Origin of the sequence: Streptomyces sp. NPDC003456 (assembly GCF_042878735.1) — a bacterium.
GTDB lineage: Bacteria > Actinomycetota > Actinomycetes > Streptomycetales > Streptomycetaceae > Streptomyces.
In genome coordinates, this window is record NZ_JBIAOK010000003.1 from 492506 (window position 1) to 510308 (window position 17803).

General features: G+C 73.9%; 13 protein-coding genes. 12 read left to right on the plus strand and 1 reads right to left on the minus strand.

The window, feature by feature from the left end:
* The first annotated feature begins 193 nt into the window (after positions 1-193).
* From ACFYWG_RS13190 to ACFYWG_RS13225, 8 genes are all read left to right on the plus strand, one after another.
* Positions 194-997, plus strand: a complete 804-nt coding sequence (locus tag ACFYWG_RS13190; RefSeq protein ID WP_389201207.1) for a hypothetical protein — start codon at positions 194-196, stop codon at positions 995-997.
* Positions 998-1069: 72 nt separating this feature from the next.
* Positions 1070-1915: a DegV family protein gene (locus ACFYWG_RS13195; RefSeq protein ID WP_376323024.1), complete on the plus strand. Its 846-nt coding sequence runs from the start codon at positions 1070-1072 to the stop codon at positions 1913-1915.
* A gap of 590 nt (positions 1916-2505) precedes the next feature.
* The gene (locus ACFYWG_RS13200) at positions 2506-3339 is read left to right on the plus strand and encodes a helix-hairpin-helix domain-containing protein (RefSeq protein ID WP_389201209.1); all 834 of its coding nucleotides are present in this window, start codon (positions 2506-2508) and stop codon (positions 3337-3339) included.
* A 236-nt stretch (positions 3340-3575) separates the two neighbouring features.
* Positions 3576-6134 (plus strand): ComEC/Rec2 family competence protein, encoded by a 2559-nt coding sequence (locus tag ACFYWG_RS13205; RefSeq protein ID WP_389201211.1) that lies wholly within the window; start codon positions 3576-3578, stop codon positions 6132-6134.
* 4 nt (positions 6135-6138) lie between these two features.
* Positions 6139-6969: an arylamine N-acetyltransferase gene (locus ACFYWG_RS13210; RefSeq protein ID WP_376323030.1), complete on the plus strand. Its 831-nt coding sequence runs from the start codon at positions 6139-6141 to the stop codon at positions 6967-6969.
* A 236-nt stretch (positions 6970-7205) separates the two neighbouring features.
* Complete coding sequence (locus ACFYWG_RS13215; RefSeq protein ID WP_389201214.1) at positions 7206-7451, plus strand: hypothetical protein; 246 nt, start codon at positions 7206-7208, stop codon at positions 7449-7451.
* Between the two features lie 61 nt (positions 7452-7512).
* A complete protein-coding gene (gene holA / locus ACFYWG_RS13220; protein WP_376323034.1) occupies positions 7513-8502 on the plus strand; it encodes a DNA polymerase III subunit delta in 990 nt (329 codons plus the stop codon).
* 324 nt (positions 8503-8826) lie between these two features.
* On the plus strand, positions 8827-9222 hold the full coding sequence (locus tag ACFYWG_RS13225; protein WP_383501650.1) for a nuclear transport factor 2 family protein: 396 nt from the start codon (positions 8827-8829) through the stop codon (positions 9220-9222).
* Between the two features lie 335 nt (positions 9223-9557).
* Here ACFYWG_RS13225 and rpsT read toward each other — a convergent pair whose 3' ends face one another.
* Complete coding sequence (gene rpsT, locus ACFYWG_RS13230) at positions 9558-9824, minus strand: 30S ribosomal protein S20 (protein ID WP_086849999.1); 267 nt, start codon at positions 9822-9824, stop codon at positions 9558-9560.
* A 227-nt stretch (positions 9825-10051) separates the two neighbouring features.
* Here rpsT and lepA point away from each other — a divergent pair, with 227 nt between their 5' ends.
* From lepA to hemW, 4 genes are all read left to right on the plus strand, one after another.
* Positions 10052-11920, plus strand: a complete 1869-nt coding sequence (lepA, locus tag ACFYWG_RS13235; protein ID WP_376323038.1) for a translation elongation factor 4 — start codon at positions 10052-10054, stop codon at positions 11918-11920.
* 262 nt (positions 11921-12182) lie between these two features.
* Complete coding sequence (locus ACFYWG_RS13240; protein ID WP_389201217.1) at positions 12183-14057, plus strand: AMP-dependent synthetase/ligase; 1875 nt, start codon at positions 12183-12185, stop codon at positions 14055-14057.
* 268 nt (positions 14058-14325) lie between these two features.
* Positions 14326-16542 (plus strand): SpoIIE family protein phosphatase, encoded by a 2217-nt coding sequence (locus tag ACFYWG_RS13245; protein ID WP_389201219.1) that lies wholly within the window; start codon positions 14326-14328, stop codon positions 16540-16542.
* Positions 16543-16569: 27 nt separating this feature from the next.
* Positions 16570-17802 (plus strand): radical SAM family heme chaperone HemW, encoded by a 1233-nt coding sequence (hemW, locus tag ACFYWG_RS13250; RefSeq protein WP_383501640.1) that lies wholly within the window; start codon positions 16570-16572, stop codon positions 17800-17802.
* The last annotated feature ends 1 nt before the right edge of the window (position 17803 follow it).

Here is a 17803-nt window from a genome sequence, read left to right on the forward strand (position 1 = left end):
GGCCGTGAGATCGCGGGGCCGCGGGGCCGCCGGTGGGGGCGACCTCCCGGTGGTTCCCCGACGGTCCCCCCGTGGCCCCCTAGTGGTCCCCTACGGGCAGGTTCGGGGTTTTTCCGGAACTCCGGGCCTGCCTGTTGCGTTTACCGTGGAGAGCGACGTGAGGTGTGCCGTGGCGCCCTGAGGAGGAGCCCTTGTGGAAGCAGTGATCGCAGTCTTCGCCCTGCTCTTCGTGCTCCTCGTCGCGCTCGGCGCGTACGCCACAGTGAAGGCCGTCGGCGCCGCCAAGCGCAGCGTGGACCGCGGCATCAGCCAGGCCCGCCGCACGGTCGAGGACCACACGTTGCGGGCCAGGTCCCTGGCCCAGACCGGCGCCGCGGGAGAACTCGCCCAGCTGCGGCTGAGGCTGCGCACCTCCATGCGCGCCACCCAGGACGCACTGGACGCGGCCGCCCCCGACGACCAGTCCGTGCAGGAGTCCATCGGCCTCTTCCAGCGGCTCAGCGCGCACGGCCACGAACTGGACGGCGAGCTCAAGCGCCTGGAGTCCGAGCCGGACCGCACCGCCCTGCGGGAGCGCCTGCCCGAGCTGCGCGAGCGCACCGAGCGCATCACGCAGTCGGCGGACGCGCTGCGCTGGGCCGTCCGCGACCGCGCCCGCCGGTTCGCGGGCGACGACCTGGACACCCTGAGCGCGCAGATCGACGTGGAGGCCGGCGCCCTGCGGCACTGGACGACCGCGGAGCCCACGCCCGCTCCCGCCCAGGGGACGCCCGAGGCGCAGGGGGCCGGGCGGACGTCCGCGTCGAAGCCCCGGACCACCGCACGCCCGTGGCCCGACGCCCCGGCCGCGGACGCCCCGGCCGCCGGGCAGACCTGGCCCGAGACCACGGAGTCCGGCCCCGAGCAGGAGCCGGTGACCCGGCCGGCCATCACGGCGCCCGCACCCCGCCCGACCTACCCCTGGCAGAAGAAGCCCCGCCCCGAGAGCACCACTTGATCCGGCCACGCGCGCCCCGGGGCACCGGGGCCGGGCTGCCGCACGGCCACTACGGCAGGTAACCTCCAGCTCATGTCCCGCCATGTCGCGATCGTCACCGATTCAACGGCCTACCTGCCGGCCCGGACGATGGAGCGGCACGGCATCACCGAGGTCCCCCTGACCGTGGTCCTCGGCGACCGCGCCCTGCAGGAGGGCACCGAGATCTCCACCCGCGCCCTCGCCCAGGCTTTGCAGAAGCGGCGCCCCGTGACGACCTCGCGGCCCGCGCCCGCGCTCTTCGAGGAGACCTACCGCGAGGTCGCCGCGTCCGGTGCCACGGGCATCGTCTCCCTCCACCTGTCCGCCGAGCTGTCCGGCACCTATGACGCGGCCGTCCTCGCCGCGCGCCGGGCGCCGGTGCCGGTGCGGGTGGTGGACACCGGCATGATCGCCATGGCACTCGGCTTCTGCGCGCTCGCGGCGGCGGAGACGGCCGAGTCGGGCGGCACGGTGGACGAGGCCGTCACCGCCGCGGAGAAGCGGGCCGCGGGCACCGCCGCCTACTTCTACGTCGACACCCTCGACTACCTGCGCCGGGGCGGCCGTATCGGTGCGGCGCAGGCCCTGCTCGGTTCGGCGCTCGCGGTGAAGCCGTTGCTGCAACTGGCCGACGGGCGGATCGAACCGCTGGAGAAGGTGCGGACCGCGTCCAAGGCGATCGCCCGGCTGGAGGAGATCGCGGCCGACCGCGCGGGCGGTGCGCAGGTGGACGTCGCCGTGCACCATCTTGCCGCCCCCGACCGGGCGTCGGCCCTCGCCGACCGGTTGCGGACACGGTTGCCCGGACTGGCGGATCTGCATGTCAGCGAGGTCGGGGCGGTCATCGGAGCGCACACCGGGCCCGGGCTGCTGGGGGTCGTGGTCTCGCCCCGGTGAACGGTGCGGGCGCTTCACTCCCGTGAGGGACGGAGTTGTCCACAGGCTGTGGGTTGTCCACGGGTTTCGAACAAGATCATCGCGGATGGGCCGGTGTGGCCGATCCTCACCGCATGGCACTTCGATCACGTTCACACACGGGGCCGGCGACCAGTGGGCCGGGCCGAGGGCCGACGTCCGACGGACGCGTACGGCACCGTCGGGACCGACGCGACCGACGGCACCGCTCCGGCACGCGCGGGCGGTCCGGGCAGCGGCATGCGCGTGCACGTGCGGACGCCTCGGCGGAGGAACTGCGGCGGCGGGCGGGGCTGTTGTTCGGCGAGTCCCCGGGAACTGCCGAACAGGCGGGGCGCGGACCGGAGTCGGGGCAGGGACCGCCGCAGGCGGCTTCCGCGCTTCTCCTGGACGGTGGAGGGCAGGGGCGGGACGGTGCTGCGGCGGAGAGCCGAAGCGGCTGTGTGGAGAGGGGCCGTGGCGGCTTCGCCGAGGAGAGCCGTGGTGGCAATGCGGAGAGCCGTGGCGGCTTGGCGTGTGGGGACCAGGGTGATGCGGCAGGTGACAACCGGGGAGGCGCCGCGGCAGAGGGAGTGGGTGGCTTCGCTGCCGGGGGCACCTGGCGCGAGCGGGCCGGGCTCGCCCTGCGGGAGCGGATGCCGCTGTGGGTGCAGGCGCGGTGCGGTCTGGAGCGGCGGAGCGTCCTCGCTCTGACGGCCGTGCTGGTGCTCGCCGCGACGTTCGCCGCGCAGCACTTCTGGGCCGGCCGCACCCAGCCCGTACGGCCGCCGGAGGTGGTGAGGGCGGCGGCGCCCTACGGGGGGCAGGACGGGACCGGCCGGGCGGGGGACGCGCGGGAGCCGGGCGGCGCGGAAGCGGCCGGGGGCGCGTCCGCCGGATCCACTGCGGCTTCCTCCGGGACGGCGGCGGGCGCGGCGAAGGCGGGGACGGCGGAGATCGTCGTGGACGTCGGCGGCAAGGTCCGCGAACCGGGGATCCACCGTCTGCCCGCCGGCTCCAGGGTCGCGGACGCCCTGCGTGCGGCCGGTGGTGTGGAACCGGGCACGAAGACCGACGGGCTCAACCGTGCCCGCTTCCTGGTGGACGGCGAACAGGTGATCGTCGGTGCGGCTGGCTCCGGAACGGGCGGGGTGCCTCCCGCCGGTCCGGCCGGCGCCGGAGGCACGGCCGGTGCGGCAGGGGCCGGGGGTGTGGCGGGCGGCGCGGCTCCGGCTGCTCCGGTGCCGCTCAACACGGCCACCCTCGACCAGCTCGACACCCTGCCGGGCGTCGGCCCGGTACTGGCGCAGCACATCATCGACTACCGCACGCAGCACGGCGGTTTCCGTTCCGTGGACGAGCTGCGCGAGGTGAACGGCATCGGCGACCGCCGCTTCGCCGACCTGCGCGCTCTCGTACGGCCATGAGGTACGCCGCCGGTACGCCGCGGCCGGAGGGCGGGGCCGGTGTGCCGACGCCAGCGGGCGGAGCCCGGGTGCCGTTGGCATCGGGCGGGGTTGCCAGGCCGTTGGCATCGGGCGCTTCCGGTAGGCCGGTGCCGTCGGACGGACTCGGCAGGTCGGTGTCATCGGGCGGAGTCGGTAGACCGGTGCCATCGGACGGTGTCGGAACGCCGGCGCCCTCGGACGATGCCGGTACGGCGGTGCGACCTGCCGGGACCGCGGCCGAGCCCCGCCCTGCCCGGGCGGAGGTGCACGCCGCCTCCGGGCAGCGGCTGGGGAGTTCCCGTCCCCGGCAGGAGGGTCCCACCGATCTGCGTCTCGTGCCGCCGGCCCTCGCGGCCTGGGCCACGGCGGCGCTGGTGCTGGACGCCTCGTCCGGATGGATCCTCGGCGTCGTGGCGGGCTGTCTGGTCGCTGTCGCCCTGCTGCCGGGGGCCCGGCGCCGCCACGCGCCCTCCTGGGCGCGCGCCTCGGCCGCCGCCGTGCTGCTGTGTGTGGCCGCTGCCGCCGCCTCGGCCGGGCTGCACGGGGCGGATCTGCGCCGGGGACCCGTGCCCGGTCTGGCGAGGGAGTACCGGTCCGTGACCGCGGAAGTGGAGCTGACCTCCGATCCGCGGCTCAGCAGGCCGGAGGTGAGGGGTGATCACCTGGTTCCGACCGTGGTGCTGATCGACGCCGAGGTGCGGCGCGTGCAGGACCTGGGTGGAGCGACCGTCGCGACGCGGACGCCGGTGTTGCTGATCGTCGACGTGCGGGCGTCGACGCGGAACGGGGCCGTCGACGGACCCGTGCCCTCGCCGTGGCTGGGGCTGCTGCCGTCGACGCGGCTCCGGGTGGCGGCGCGGGCGGCGCCCGCCCTGACGGGCGGTGACCGGATCGCGGCGGTCCTGCGGGTGCGGGGCCCCGGTCCACCGCGGGTGGTGCGGGAGCCGTCGCGGGCCCAGCGGCTCGCCGGGCGGCTGCGGGCCGGGTTGCGGGAGGCGACCGAGGGGCTGCCCTCCGATGCCCGGGCCCTGCTGCCGGGTCTGGTCGTCGGGGACACCTCACGGGTCACCCCCGAGCTGGAGGAGGCCTTCAAGGAGACGGACCTCACCCACACGCTCGCCGTGTCCGGAGCCAACTTCACCATCCTGCTCGCCCTGCTCCTCGGCCCACCGGGCCTGGCCCAGCGGGCCGAACGGCGGGGGATCGCGCCGCGGCTCGGTATCTCCCTGCGCGGTACGGCAGTGCTCGGGGGTGCCCTCTCGCTCGGGTTCGTCGTGGTGTGCCGGCCGGATCCGAGCGTGGTGCGGGCCGCGGCCTGCGGGGCCGTCGCCCTGCTGGCGCTCGCCACCGGCCGCCGCAGATCCATGATCCCGGCGCTGGCGACGGCGGTGCTGCTGCTGGTGCTCTACGACCCGTGGCTGGCGCGCAGTTACGGATTCCTGCTCTCCGTCGTGGCCACCGGTGCGCTTCTCACCCTCGCGCCCCGCTGGAGCGCCGGGCTGCGGCGGCGCGGGGTGCCGCCGAGGCTCGCCGAGGCACTGGGCGCCGCCGCGGCCGCGCAGGCGCTGTGCGCGCCCGTCGTCGCGGTGCTGTCGGCGCGCGTGAGCCTGGTGGCGGTGCCGTGCAACCTGCTGGCCGAGGCCGCCGTCGCTCCGGCGACCGTGCTGGGCTTCGCCGCCCTGGCCACGGCACCGGCGGCCATGCCGGTGGCCGAGGCTCTCGCGTGGTGCGCGCGATGGCCCGCCGGGTGGATCGCATGGATCGCCCGTACGGGGGCCGCGCTGCCCGGCGCGGGAGTGGACTGGCCGGGCAGCTGGGCGGGAGCGGCGCTGCTCGGCGCGGTGACTCTCGTCCTCGTGCCGGTCGGGCGGCGGTTGCTCCGCCACCCCTGGTGGTGCGGGGCCTTCGGTGCCGTGCTGGTGCTGGCCGTGGTGCAGCCGCCGCCGCTGACCCGGACCCTCACGGGCTGGCCGCCGCCGGGCTGGCGGATGGTCATGTGCGACGTGGGCCAGGGGGACGCCATGGTGCTCGCCGCGGGCGACGGCGCCGGGGTGATGGTCGACGCGGGGCCCGATCCGAAGCTCGCGGACCACTGCCTGCGCGACCTCGGCATCACCCGGATCCCGCTGATCGTGCTCACGCACTTCCACGCCGACCACGTCGCGGGCCTGCCCGGGGTCCTGCGAGGCCGGGAGGTGGGCGCCATCACCACCACCGGATTCGAGGAACCGGCGGACCAGGCCGCCTTCGTACGCCGGCACGCGGCGTCGCAGCGGGTGCCCGTGACGCGGGCGGCGGCCGGGGAGCAGCGGCGTACGGGGGAGTTGTCCTGGCAGGTGGTGTGGCCGCCCCCGAGCCCACCGCCCGGCGCGCCCCCGCACCTGCTCCCGGCCCACCCGGCGCCGGAAGGCCCGAACGACGCCAGCGTCGCGATGCTGGTCCGGTCCGGCGGACTGCGCCTGCTGCTGCTCGGCGACCTCGAACCCCCGGCCCAGCGGGCGCTGGCCCGGTCGCCGGCGGCCCGGGAGCTGGGACGGGTGGACGTGCTGAAGGTCGCCCACCACGGCTCGGCGTACCAGGACCCGGGCCTGCTGCGCCGGGTGGCCCCGCGACTGGCCCTCATCTCCTGCGGTGCGGACAACCCGTACGGTCACCCGGCCCCCGGCACGGTCGCGGCGCTGCGCGCGGGGGGCGCGGTGGTGCTGCGCACGGACCGGGACGGTGCGCTGGCGGTCACCGGAGGGGACGGAGGGCTGACGGTGGCGCGAGACTGAGGGCATGAACCCAAGTCAGGTTGATGCCTATCTGCGCCGTCTCGGAGTCGACCAGCCGGCGTGGCCCACCGTCGACGCGTTGCGCGATCTGCATCTGCGTCATCTGCAGACGGTGCCGTTCGAGAACCTCTCGGTCCACCTCGGCGAGGAGATCGTGCTGGAGGAGAAGCGGCTGCTGGACAAGGTGGTGGGGGCGCGCCGGGGAGGGTTCTGCTACGAACTCAACGGGGCCTTCGGGGCGTTGCTCGCCGCGCTCGGGTACGACGTGACCTTGCTGGCGGCGCGGGTCCACGCGGACGGGGACCGGCTCGGGATCCCGTACGACCATCTCGCGCTGCGGGTGCGCACGGTGGACGCGGGGGACTGGCTGGCCGACGTCGGGTTCGGGGCGCACAGCCATCTGCCGCTGGCGTTCGGGGAGCGTGGGGAGCAGCAGGACCCGGCGGGCACGTTCCGGATCGTCGAGGCGGGCCCGGACGCGGCCGGGGTGCGCGGCGGCCACGGGACCGCGGAGGCGGCGGACCTGGACGTGATCCGGGACGGTCGGCCGCAGTACCGCCTGGAGGTGCGGCCGCGGGTGCTCGGCGACTTCGTGGCCGGGGCGTGGTGGCACCGGACCTCCCCGGAGTCGCACTTCACACGGTCGCTGGTCTGCTCCCGCGTGACGGAGGAGGGCGGGCGGATCACGCTCGGCGGGCGGAAGCTGACGGCGACGGCGGCCGACGGCACGCGGGAGGAGCGGGAGCTGGAGACGGACGAGGAGGTGCTCGCGGCCTACCGCGAGAGGTTCGGCATCGAACTGGCCGAGGTGCCGGTCCTGCGGGACCCGGTGTAGCGCGATGCCGCCGGGGACCCGGCCGGCCCCGGCCCCACCCGGCCCGAGCCGGCCCCGGCCCCACCCGGCCCGAGCCGGCCCCGGCTCCACCCGGCCCGAGCCGCATCCGGCTCCGTCGGGCCCCGCCTCACCTCGCCCCACGACATGCCCCGTCCCCGACCGGCCCGGCCGCGACCGGCCCGGCCGCGACCGGCCCGGCGCCCCGGCTCGGACACCCGTGTCGGAGAATGGCCGGCGTGAGTGACGTGCGACATGTGCTGGTGCTGCCCGACCGGGACGCGGCCGAGGAAGTGGTGGAGGCGCTCGGGGAGCGGTTCGGTATCGCCGAGCAACCGCAGTTGGTGCGGGACGCGCTGGCCGGTGAGGACGATGCCGAGGACGCGCAGTGGCTGGTCGTCCTGCGTGACGAGGAGGAGCGGCTCGACCCGGACGAGCTGGACCGGTTCGCCGGGGAGTGGGAGGGCTGGCGGGAGGAGCCGTAGGCCCGTCCGCGGGTCCGGCCGCCTCGGCTCGTTGTCACCGCCGCGTGGGATGCTTGTCGCGATGCCCAGGAAGAGTGCGAACGACGATCCCCTCGCGCCGGTGACCCTTGCCGTCGGCCAGGAGGACCTGCTGCTGGACCGTGCCGTGCAGGAGGTGGTGGCCGCCGCGAGGGCCGCCGACGCGGACACGGACGTGCGGGACCTCACGCCCGACCAGGTGCAGCCCGGCACGCTCGCCGAGCTGACGAGCCCGTCGCTGTTCGCGGAGCGCAAGGTCGTCGTCGTGCGCAACGCGCAGGACCTGTCGGCCGACACCGTCAAGGACGTGAAGTCCTACCTCGGTTCGCCCGCCGAGGAGATCACCCTCGTCCTGCTGCACGCGGGCGGAGCCAAGGGCAAGGGCCTGCTCGACGCGGCCCGCAAGGCCGGGGCCCGCGAGGTGGCCTGCCCGAAGATGACCAAGCCGGCGGACCGGCTGGCGTTCGTACGGGCGGAGTTCCGCACGGCCGGGCGGTCCGCCACCCCCGAGGCGTGCCAGGCGCTCGTCGACGCCATCGGCAGCGACCTGCGCGAGCTGGCGTCGGCCGTGTCCCAGCTGGTCGCGGACGTCGAGGGGACGATCGACGAGGCGGTCGTCGGGCGGTACTACACGGGGCGGGCCGAGGCGTCGAGCTTCACGGTCGCGGACCGGGCGGTCGAGGGCCGGGCCGCGGAGGCCCTGGAGGCGCTGCGCTGGTCGCTGGCGACCGGAGTGGCGCCGGTACTGATCACGAGCGCGCTGGCGCAGGGCGTCCGGGCCATCGGCAAGCTGTCGTCGGCCCGCGGCGGCCGGCCGGCGGACCTGGCGCGGGAGCTGGGCATGCCGCCCTGGAAGATCGACCGTGTCCGTCAGCAGATGCGCGGCTGGACCCCCGACGGCGTGGCGGCCGCGCTGCGGGCCGTCGCCGAGGCGGACGCGGGCGTGAAGGGCGGGGGCGACGACCCCGAGTACGCCCTGGAGAAGGCGGTCGTCACCATCGCCCGCGCGGCCCGCTCCCGGGGCAGGGGCTGACCGACCGGGGGTCGGTACAGACCCGCCCGATGTGCGGCGGGCCTGTCGCTCGAGCTCCCGGGCCGGGCGGGGCCGGGAGCCGGGTCGCCGCCACGGGGACACCTGCCAGGACGTCCGTGTCACCGGTGCTTCGCCGCTCGGCATTCCGCCACTCGGCATTCCGCCACTCAGCATTCCGCCACTCAGCACTCCGCCACTCAGCACTCCGCCACTCAGCATTCCGTCGCTCGGCATTCCAGTCTCCGCTGTGCCGCCGGGCGCGGCCGGAGGGAGAATCGAAGCAGTCAGCCGTACGTCGCCGAGTCAGGAAAGGTGGCGAGGATCATGGCTGAACACCCGCACGCAGCGCTCGTCCGCAAGGGCTTCGAGGCCTTCTCGCGCGGGGACATGGACACCCTGCGCGGGCTGATGGCCGCGGACGCCACGCACCACGTGCCCGGCGACCACCCGCTGTCGGGTGACTTCAAAGGGGTCAACGCGATCATCGAGATGTACGAGCGGCTCGGCGCGGAGACCCAGGGCACGATGCGTGCCGAACTGATCGGCGTCGCGGTCGACGGCCGCGGCCACGCGGTCGGCATGACCCGCTTCACGGCCGAGCGCAACGGCAGGCGCCTCGACGACACCGGATGCATCGTCTTCCGGATCGTCGGCGACAAGGTCACCGACCTCGACGAATGCGTCGAGGACATCGACAGGAGCAACGAGTTCTGGTCCTGAGGAGACAGGCCCGGAGTGCTGACAGACCCCACGCCCTCGGCCCGAGGACACGGGCCCGAGGACACGGGCCCGAGGACACAGGCCCGAGGACACAGGCCCGAGGACACGGGCCAGGGGACACAGGTCCGAGGACACGGGCCAGGGGACACAGGTCCGAAAAAGGCCGAAGGCCGGGGCCCTCCCATGGGGAACAGGAGGACACCCGGCCGTTCGGTTCACGCTGCTGGATCCGCGCCCGCGTGGCGAACGCAGGCCGCGCGCGGATCCGAAAGGGGTGCCGGACGGGAGCGGATGAGAGAGGGCCCGCTCGATTCCCTCCGGCGTCACATCAGACGTCAGCCCTTGAGCGCGGCGACCTTCTGAGCCAGCGCCGACTTCTTGTTGGCGGCCTGGTTCTTGTGGATGACGCCCTTGGAGACGGCCTTGTCGAGCTGACGCGCGGCAGCGCGCTGGTACTCGGTGGCCTTCTCGGCGTCACCCGCGGCAGCAGCCTCACGGGCCTTGCGGATCGCGGTCTTGAGGGAGGACTTGACGGCCTTGTTGCGCAGCCGCGCCTTCTCGTTGGTCTTGATCCGCTTGATCTGGGACTTGATGTTCGCCACGAATGAGCCTTCTCAGGTTCTGGCACGGCACCGCTCGGGTCCCGTACCGGTGATTTCTTGAGCGCGCCTCCTGCGAGAGGGCATGAGGCACAGCCACTCAGGCTACCAGCGCGCCCTTTCCCGGCCCAAACCCGTCCGCGGTCCGCGCCCGTGGGACCATGGAGGCTACGTATCGATCCGACCCGAGACCGCAGACACTGCGGACGCCTCAAGAATCAGGACCCTGCGTGCCCGCGATCCCCAGCCACGTGCCCGAGCCGAGCCGTACCGACCCGGCTCTGATCCGCAACTTCTGCATCATCGCGCACATCGACCACGGCAAGTCCACGCTCGCCGACCGGATGCTCCAGCTGACCGGAGTGGTCGAGCAGCGGCAGATGCGCGCCCAGTACCTCGACCGCATGGACATCGAGCGCGAGCGTGGCATCACGATCAAGTCCCAGGCCGTGCGTCTGCCGTGGGCCCCGACCCACGACAAGGGCAACACGCACATCCTGAACATGATCGACACCCCGGGGCACGTCGACTTCACCTACGAGGTCTCGCGGTCGCTCGCCGCCTGCGAGGGCACCATCCTCCTGGTCGACGCCGCCCAGGGCATCGAGGCGCAGACCCTCGCCAACCTGTACCTGGCGATGGAGAACGACCTCACGATCATCCCCGTGCTGAACAAGATCGACCTGCCGGCCGCGCAGCCCGAGAAGTTCGCCGAGGAGCTCGCGCACCTCATCGGCTGCGAGCCCGGCGACGTCCTGAAGGTGTCCGCCAAGACCGGTGTCGGCGTCGACGCGCTGCTGGACAAGGTCGTCGCGGAGGTCCCCGCCCCGGTGGGTGTCGCGGACGCCCCCGCGCGCGCCATGATCTTCGACTCGGTCTACGACTCCTACCGCGGTGTGGTGACCTACGTCCGTGTCATCGACGGGCAGCTCAACAAGCGCGAGCGCATCAAGATGATGTCGACGGGCGCCACCCACGAGCTGCTGGAGATCGGCACCAACTCGCCGGAGATGCTGCCCGCCGACGGACTGGGCGTCGGCGAGGTGGGCTACCTGATCACCGGGGTGAAGGACGTCCGCCAGTCCAAGGTCGGCGACACCGTCACCAGCCAGTCCAAGGGCGCCACCGAGGCCCTCGGCGGCTACAAGGACCCCAAGCCGATGGTCTTCTCGGGCCTGTACCCGCTCGACGGCTCGGACTACCCGGAGCTGCGCGAGGCCCTGGACAAGCTCCAGCTCAACGACGCCGCGCTGGTGTACGAGCCGGAGACCTCGGCCGCGCTCGGCTTCGGCTTCCGCGTCGGCTTCCTCGGGCTGCTGCACCTGGACGTGATCCGCGAGCGGCTGGAGCGCGAGTTCGGGCTCGACCTGATCGCGACCGCCCCGAACGTGGTGTACCGCGTCGTCATGGAGGACGGCAGCGAGCACACGGTCACCAACCCGAGCGAGTTCCCCGAGGGCAAGATCTCGGAGGTGTACGAGCCGGTCGTGCGGGCCACCATCCTCGCGCCGAGCGAGTTCATCGGCTCGATCATGGAGCTGTGCCAGACCCGGCGCGGCACGCTGCTCGGCATGGACTACCTGTCCGAGGACCGGGTCGAGATCCGCTACACGCTGCCGCTGGCGGAGATCGTCTTCGACTTCTTCGACCAGCTGAAGTCCAAGACCCGCGGCTACGCCTCGCTCGACTACGAGCCCACCGGCGAGCAGACGTCCAGCCTGGTCAAGGTGGACATCCTGCTGCACGGCGACAAGGTGGACGCCTTCTCGGCGATCACCCACAAGGACCAGGCGTACGCCTACGGGGTCCGGCTCGTGGCCAAGCTCAAGGAGCTGATCCCGCGGCAGGCGTTCGAGGTGCCCGTCCAGGCCGCCATCGGCTCGCGGGTCATCGCCCGCGAGACCATCCGCGCCATCCGCAAGGACGTCCTCGCCAAGTGCTACGGCGGTGACATCTCCCGCAAGCGGAAGCTGCTGGAGAAGCAGAAGGAAGGCAAGAAGCGGATGAAGATGGTGGGTTCCGTGGAGGTTCCCCAGGAGGCCTTCATCGCGGTCCTGTCGAGCGATGACAGCGCGGGGTCGGGCAAGGCCAAGAAGTAACCGGGGATTACCGCGGGTTACGCCGCAAACCGGGTAGAACAAGGGCCCGTCGTGCGAAAGCGCGGCGGGCCCGACGCGTCGACGGGGTAGCTCTCTGTACGAAGTGACAGGCCGCGGCCTCTTACGCAGGAACCGGCCGACCTTTACGCTGATCCCTGCTCGATAGTTACTCACCAGTTAAACAACAGGCGTGACCTGCAGCTCGTGAGGACCAACCAGCCGCACCTGAGCCAGCCGCGCTGTCGCGGGCCCGGAGGATGTCGTGAGCGACACACAGACTTTGATCGAGAACCGTCCGCCTTCCGTGGCGGGCCTCTTCCTGGAGCGCGTGGCCGCCACGCCGGACGCCGAGGCCTACCGCTATCCGGTGCCCTCGTCCTCCGGCGAAGGGCCGGACGAGTGGAAGTCGCTCACCTGGGCCCGGGCCGCCGAGCGGGTCTACGCCATCGCGGCGGGCCTGATCGAGCTGGGCGTGCAGCCCGAGCAGCGCGTCGCCCTGGCCTCCAGCACCCGCGTCGAGTGGATCCTGGTGGACCTCGGCATCATGTGCGCCGGCGCCGCCACCACCACGGTCTACCCGCAGACCAACGCCGACGAGTCGGCGTACATCCTGTCGGACTCCGAGAGCCGGGTCCTCGTCGCGGAGAACGCCGAGCAGCTCGCCAAGGCCAAGGAGAAGCGGGCCGAGCTGCCCGAGCTGACCCACGTCGTCGTCGTGGACCCGGCCGGCGCGGAGACCGCCGACTGGATCCTCACCCTGGACGAGCTGGAGAAGCGCGGCGCCGCCCGGCTGGAGAAGGAACCGGAGCTGATCAAGGAGCGGGTCGGGGCCATCACCAAGGACCAGCTCGCCACCCTCATCTACACCTCCGGCACCACCGGGCGCCCCAAGGGCGTGCGGCTGCCGCACGACAACTGGTCGTACATGGCCAAGGCCATCGCCGCGACCGGGCTGGTCGGCGGGGACGACGTGCAGTACCTGTGGCTGCCGCTCGCCCACGTCTTCGGCAAGGTGCTCACCTCCGGGCAGATCGAGGTCGGGCACGTCACCGCCGTGGACGGCCGGGTCGACAAGATCATCGAGAACCTCCCGGTGGTCCAGCCGACGTACATGGCCGCCGTGCCGCGCATCTTCGAGAAGGTCTACAACGGGGTCGCCGCCAAGGCCCGCGCGGGCGGCGGAGCCAAGTACAAGATCTTCCAGTGGGCCGCCGAGGTCGCCCGTGAGTACGCCAAGGTCTCGCAGGACAACTTCCGCCGCACCGGGACCGCGACCGTGCCGTTCGGGCTGAACGCCAAGCACAAGGTCGCCGACACGCTGGTGTACGCCAAGATCCGGGAGGCCTTCGGCGGCAACCTGCGGGCCTGCGTGTCGGGCTCGGCCGCCCTCGCCCCCGAGATCGGCTACTTCTTCGCCGGTGCCGGCATCCACATCCTGGAGGGCTACGGCCTGACCGAGTCCTCGGCCGCGTCCTTCGTCAACCCGGGCGAGGCCTACCGCACCGGCACGGTCGGCAAGCCGCTGCCCGGCACGGAGGTGCGCATCGCCGACGACGGCGAGATCCTGCTGCGCGGCCCCGGCATCATGGAGGGCTACCACAAGCTGCCCGAGAAGACCGCCGAGGTGCTGGAGCCGGACGGCTGGTTCCACACCGGCGACATCGGGGAGCTGTCGGCCGACGGCTACCTGCGGATCACCGACCGCAAGAAGGACCTCATCAAGACCTCGGGCGGCAAGTACATCGCGCCGGCGGAGGTCGAGGGGCAGTTCAAGGCGGTGTGCCCGTACGTGTCGAACATCCTCGTGCACGGGGCGGACCGGAACTACTGCACGGCTCTCATCGCGCTCGACGAGATCGCCCTCACCGAGTGGGCCAAGGACAACGGCCTCGAGGGCAAGCCGTACGCGGAGATCGTGGCGGCGCCGGTGACGGTGGAGATGGTCGACGGGTACGTGAAGCAGCTCAACGAGGGGCTGCAGCGCTGGCAGACCATCAAGAAGTTCCGGCTGCTGCCGCGGGACCTCGACGTGGAGCACGGCGAGATCACGCCGAGCCTGAAGCTGAAGCGGCCCGTCGTGGAGCGGGAGTACAAGCACCTGATCGACGAGATGTACGAGGGGTCCCGGGAGGCGTAGTACGTCTCCGGTGATCCGTCCCGGGCCGGCGCCGCACAGGCGCCGGCCCGTCGTCGTCCTCGCGGGCGCGGGGGCGCCCCACGAACGGGCGGTGACGCCCGGGTGCTCGGATCCGACCGTCTCGCGACCGTTCTGCGACCACCTCCGTAGCACTCTTCTCACTCGTGGCGGCCCACTTCGGTAACTCGGCGCTTATGGGCGGGGCCGGTCTGTCACCCTGTCGGCATCGACTGTGGCGTATTCGCACGAACTGCCCGGGGAGCCGCCCATGGGGGCCATTCCGACGCAACGGGAGACCGCCTCCCGTGCAGAGCAGGCGCCTGCGCCCGCCCGGGGGCCGTCCGTACCCGCGGGGGAAGGGCTCACCGAGCCCGCTGCCGCGGCGTCCGTCGGCGAGGGACCCGCCGCCCACGGGGGTGTCGCCGGGGCCTCCGCAGCCACCGCGCGGGCGTCCGCCCCGACGCACGCGCAGGCGTCCCTGTCGGCGCAGGCGCAGGGGCAGGCGTCCCTGCCGGTGCAGGCGCGGGCGCACGCCACCCTGCCCGGCAGCTCCCTGGCGCCGGGCGCCGCCCGCAGCCTGCTGCGCGCCGCCTTCGCCGAGTGGGCGGAGACGGGCCTGCCCGCTGCCGCGCACCTCACCGAGCGCCTGGCCGCCGACGCCCGGCTCGTCGTCAGCGAACTCGTCACCAACGCCGTCGTGCACGCCGGCACCGTCGTCGAGCTGGAGTGCCGGCTCGAAGGCGACGTCCCGGACACGGCCGCGCTGGTCGTCGAGGTCCGCGACCACCACCCCTCCCGCGCCCCGCGCGGCGCCGGGCCGGACCCGTCCGCCGAGCCGCCCGAGCACGGACGGGGCCTGCGGCTCGTCGGCGCCTTGTCCGAGTCCTGGGGGATCACGTACCGCGCCGGCAGCAAGACCGTGTGGGCGCGGCTGCCCGCGGCGGCGGAGGAGGAAGCGCGGGCGCGGGCGGAGGCGCAAGCAGCGGCGTACGCGGGCGAGCACGCGGGGGAGCACGCGCTCGCGCGCGACCTGCGGTTCGCGGAGAACCTCGCACCCGAGCCGCCAGGATCCGCCGGATCCCCCGGACCCGGGGAGCGGGCCGGTCGCAACGATGCTCCGGACCTGGACGGTCCGTCGCGGCAGCCGGCCCCGGCCGGCCCGGAGGAGCGCCGGCAGCGGTACGAGGAGCAGGACGGCGGCTGGCTGGGCCGCGGGGCGCTGTCCTTCCTCGCCGAGGCCTCCGACCTGCTCGCCGGCCAGCTCGACGAGGACCTGGTCGCCGCGCTCACCGGGCAGCTGATCGTGCCGCGGCTCGCCGACTGGTGCGCGATGTGGATGGAGGACGAGGCCACCGGCGGCTGGAGCGGCGCCGACGGCCCCGGCCTCACGCGCGTCTGGCACCGCAGCGAGCACCGCGTCGAGGAACTGCGCCGGGCCCTGGAGAAGGAGCCGCCGCAGCCGTCCGACCCGTCCCGGCCCGGGCCCGCCGCTCACCCCTGGCCCGGCGAGGCCCTCGGCGGGCCCGGCGCCGCGCTGGCGTACCGGCTGGTCGCCGGGGGCCGGCCCCTGGGCACCCTGGTCATCGGGCGGACCGGGACGGCCGGCTTCCCGGACGAGATCACCGGCCTCGTCGAGGACCTCAGCCGCCGCGTCGCGCTCGCCGTCGGCGCCGCCCGCCGGTACGCGCGCCAGGCCACCATCAGCGCCGTGCTCCAGCGCGGCCTGCTGCCCGGCGCCGTGGCCGAGATCCCCGGCGTGCGCAGCGCGCTCGTCTACGAGCCGTGCGACAAGGGCGGGCCCAGCGGCGACTTCTACGACCTGTTCCCGGCCGGCGACGGACGCTGGTGCTTCGCCGTCGGTGACGTCCAGGGCAAGGGCCCCGAGGCGGCCGTCGTCATCGGCCTGGCCCGCCCCTGGCTGCGCCTGCTGGCCCGCGAGGGCTACCGCGTCGCCGACGTCCTGGACCGCCTCAACCAGCTCCTGCTCGACGACGCCACCGAGGCCGCCGACGCCGCGGCCCGGGCACTGGTGGCCGCGGGGGCCCGCCCGACGCCGCCCGGCGACGGCCCCCAGACGCGCTTCCTCTCCCTGCTCTACGGCGAACTGGTCCCCTTCGACGGCGGGGTCCACTGCACCGTCGCCTCCGCCGGGCACCCCCTGCCGCTGCTGCTCGGGGCGGGCGGCGAGGTGCAGCCCTGCGCGCAGCCGCAGACCCTGCTGGGCGTGGTCGAGGACGCCACGTACACCAGCGAGAGCTTCGACCTGCGCGCCGGGGACACCCTGCTGTGCGTCACCGACGGGGTGACCGAGCGCCGCTCCGGTTCCCGGCAGTTCGACGACGGGGACGGGCTCGCGGCGGCGCTGGCCGGGTGCGCGGGGCTCCGGGCGGAGCTGATAGCCGAGCGGATCCAGCAGCTCGTGCACGACTTCGGCGAGCGGCCCCCCGCGGACGATCTGGCGCTGCTGGTGCTCCAGGCGGAGTGAGCCCGCCGGTGCTGGACAATGGAGGGCATGCCTTCCGCACTCCCCGACGGCGAGCCCGTCCCCGACGACGGCGCGCTGCCCGCGTCCGCGCTCGCCGGGGCCGCCGACCGCCCCCTCGGGTTCTACCTGCACGTCCCCTACTGCGCGACCCGCTGCGGCTACTGCGACTTCAACACCTACACGGCGACCGAGCTGCGCGGCACCGGCGGCGTGCTCGCCTCCCGCGACAACTACGCCGGGACGCTGGTGGACGAGGTCCGGCTGGCCCGCAAGGTGCTGGGGGGCGACCCGCGGGCCGTGCGGACGGTGTTCGTGGGCGGGGGCACGCCGACGCTGCTGGACGCCGGGGACCTCGTCCGGATGCTGGGGGCGATCCGCGAGGAGTTCGGCCTCGCGGAGGACGCCGAGATCACGACCGAGGCGAACCCCGATTCGGTGGACCCGGCGTATCTGGCCACCCTGCGCGAGGGCGGTTTCAACCGGATCTCCTTCGGCATGCAGAGCGCGCGGCAGCACGTCCTGAAGGTGCTGGACCGCACCCACACCCCCGGGCGGCCCGAGGCCTGCGTCGCGGAGGCCCGGGCGGCCGGGTTCGAGCACGTCAACCTGGACCTGATCTACGGCACGCCGGGGGAGTCCGACGACGACTGGCGGGCCTCGCTGGACGCGGTGCTGGGCGCCGGGCCCGACCACGTCAGCGCCTACGCCCTGATCGTCGAGGAGGGCACGCAGCTCGCCCGGCGCATCCGCCGGGGTGAGGTGCCGATGACCGACGACGACGTCCACGCCGACCGGTACCTGATCGCCGACGAGGTGCTCTCCGGCGCCGGGTTCGACTGGTACGAGGTGTCGAACTGGGCGACCTCCGAAGCGGGCCGGTGCCTGCACAACGAGCTGTACTGGCGGGGCGCCGACTGGTGGGGCGCCGGGCCCGGGGCGCACAGCCACGTGGGCGGCGTGCGCTGGTGGAACGTGAAGCACCCGGGCGCCTACGCGGCGGCGCTCGCGGCGGGCCGGTCGCCCGGGGCCGGGCGTGAGGTGCTCTCGGCGGAGGACCGGCGGGTCGAGCGGATCCTGCTGGAGCTGCGGCTGCGGGACGGGGTCCCGCTGTCGCTGCTGCGCGACGCGGGCCTGGCCGCTTCGCGCCGGGCGCTGTCGGACGGACTGCTTCAGCCCGGCCCGTACGAGCAGGGCCGGGCCGTCCTGACCCTGCGGGGGCGGCTGCTGGCGGACGGCGTCGTGCGGGACCTGGTCGACTGAA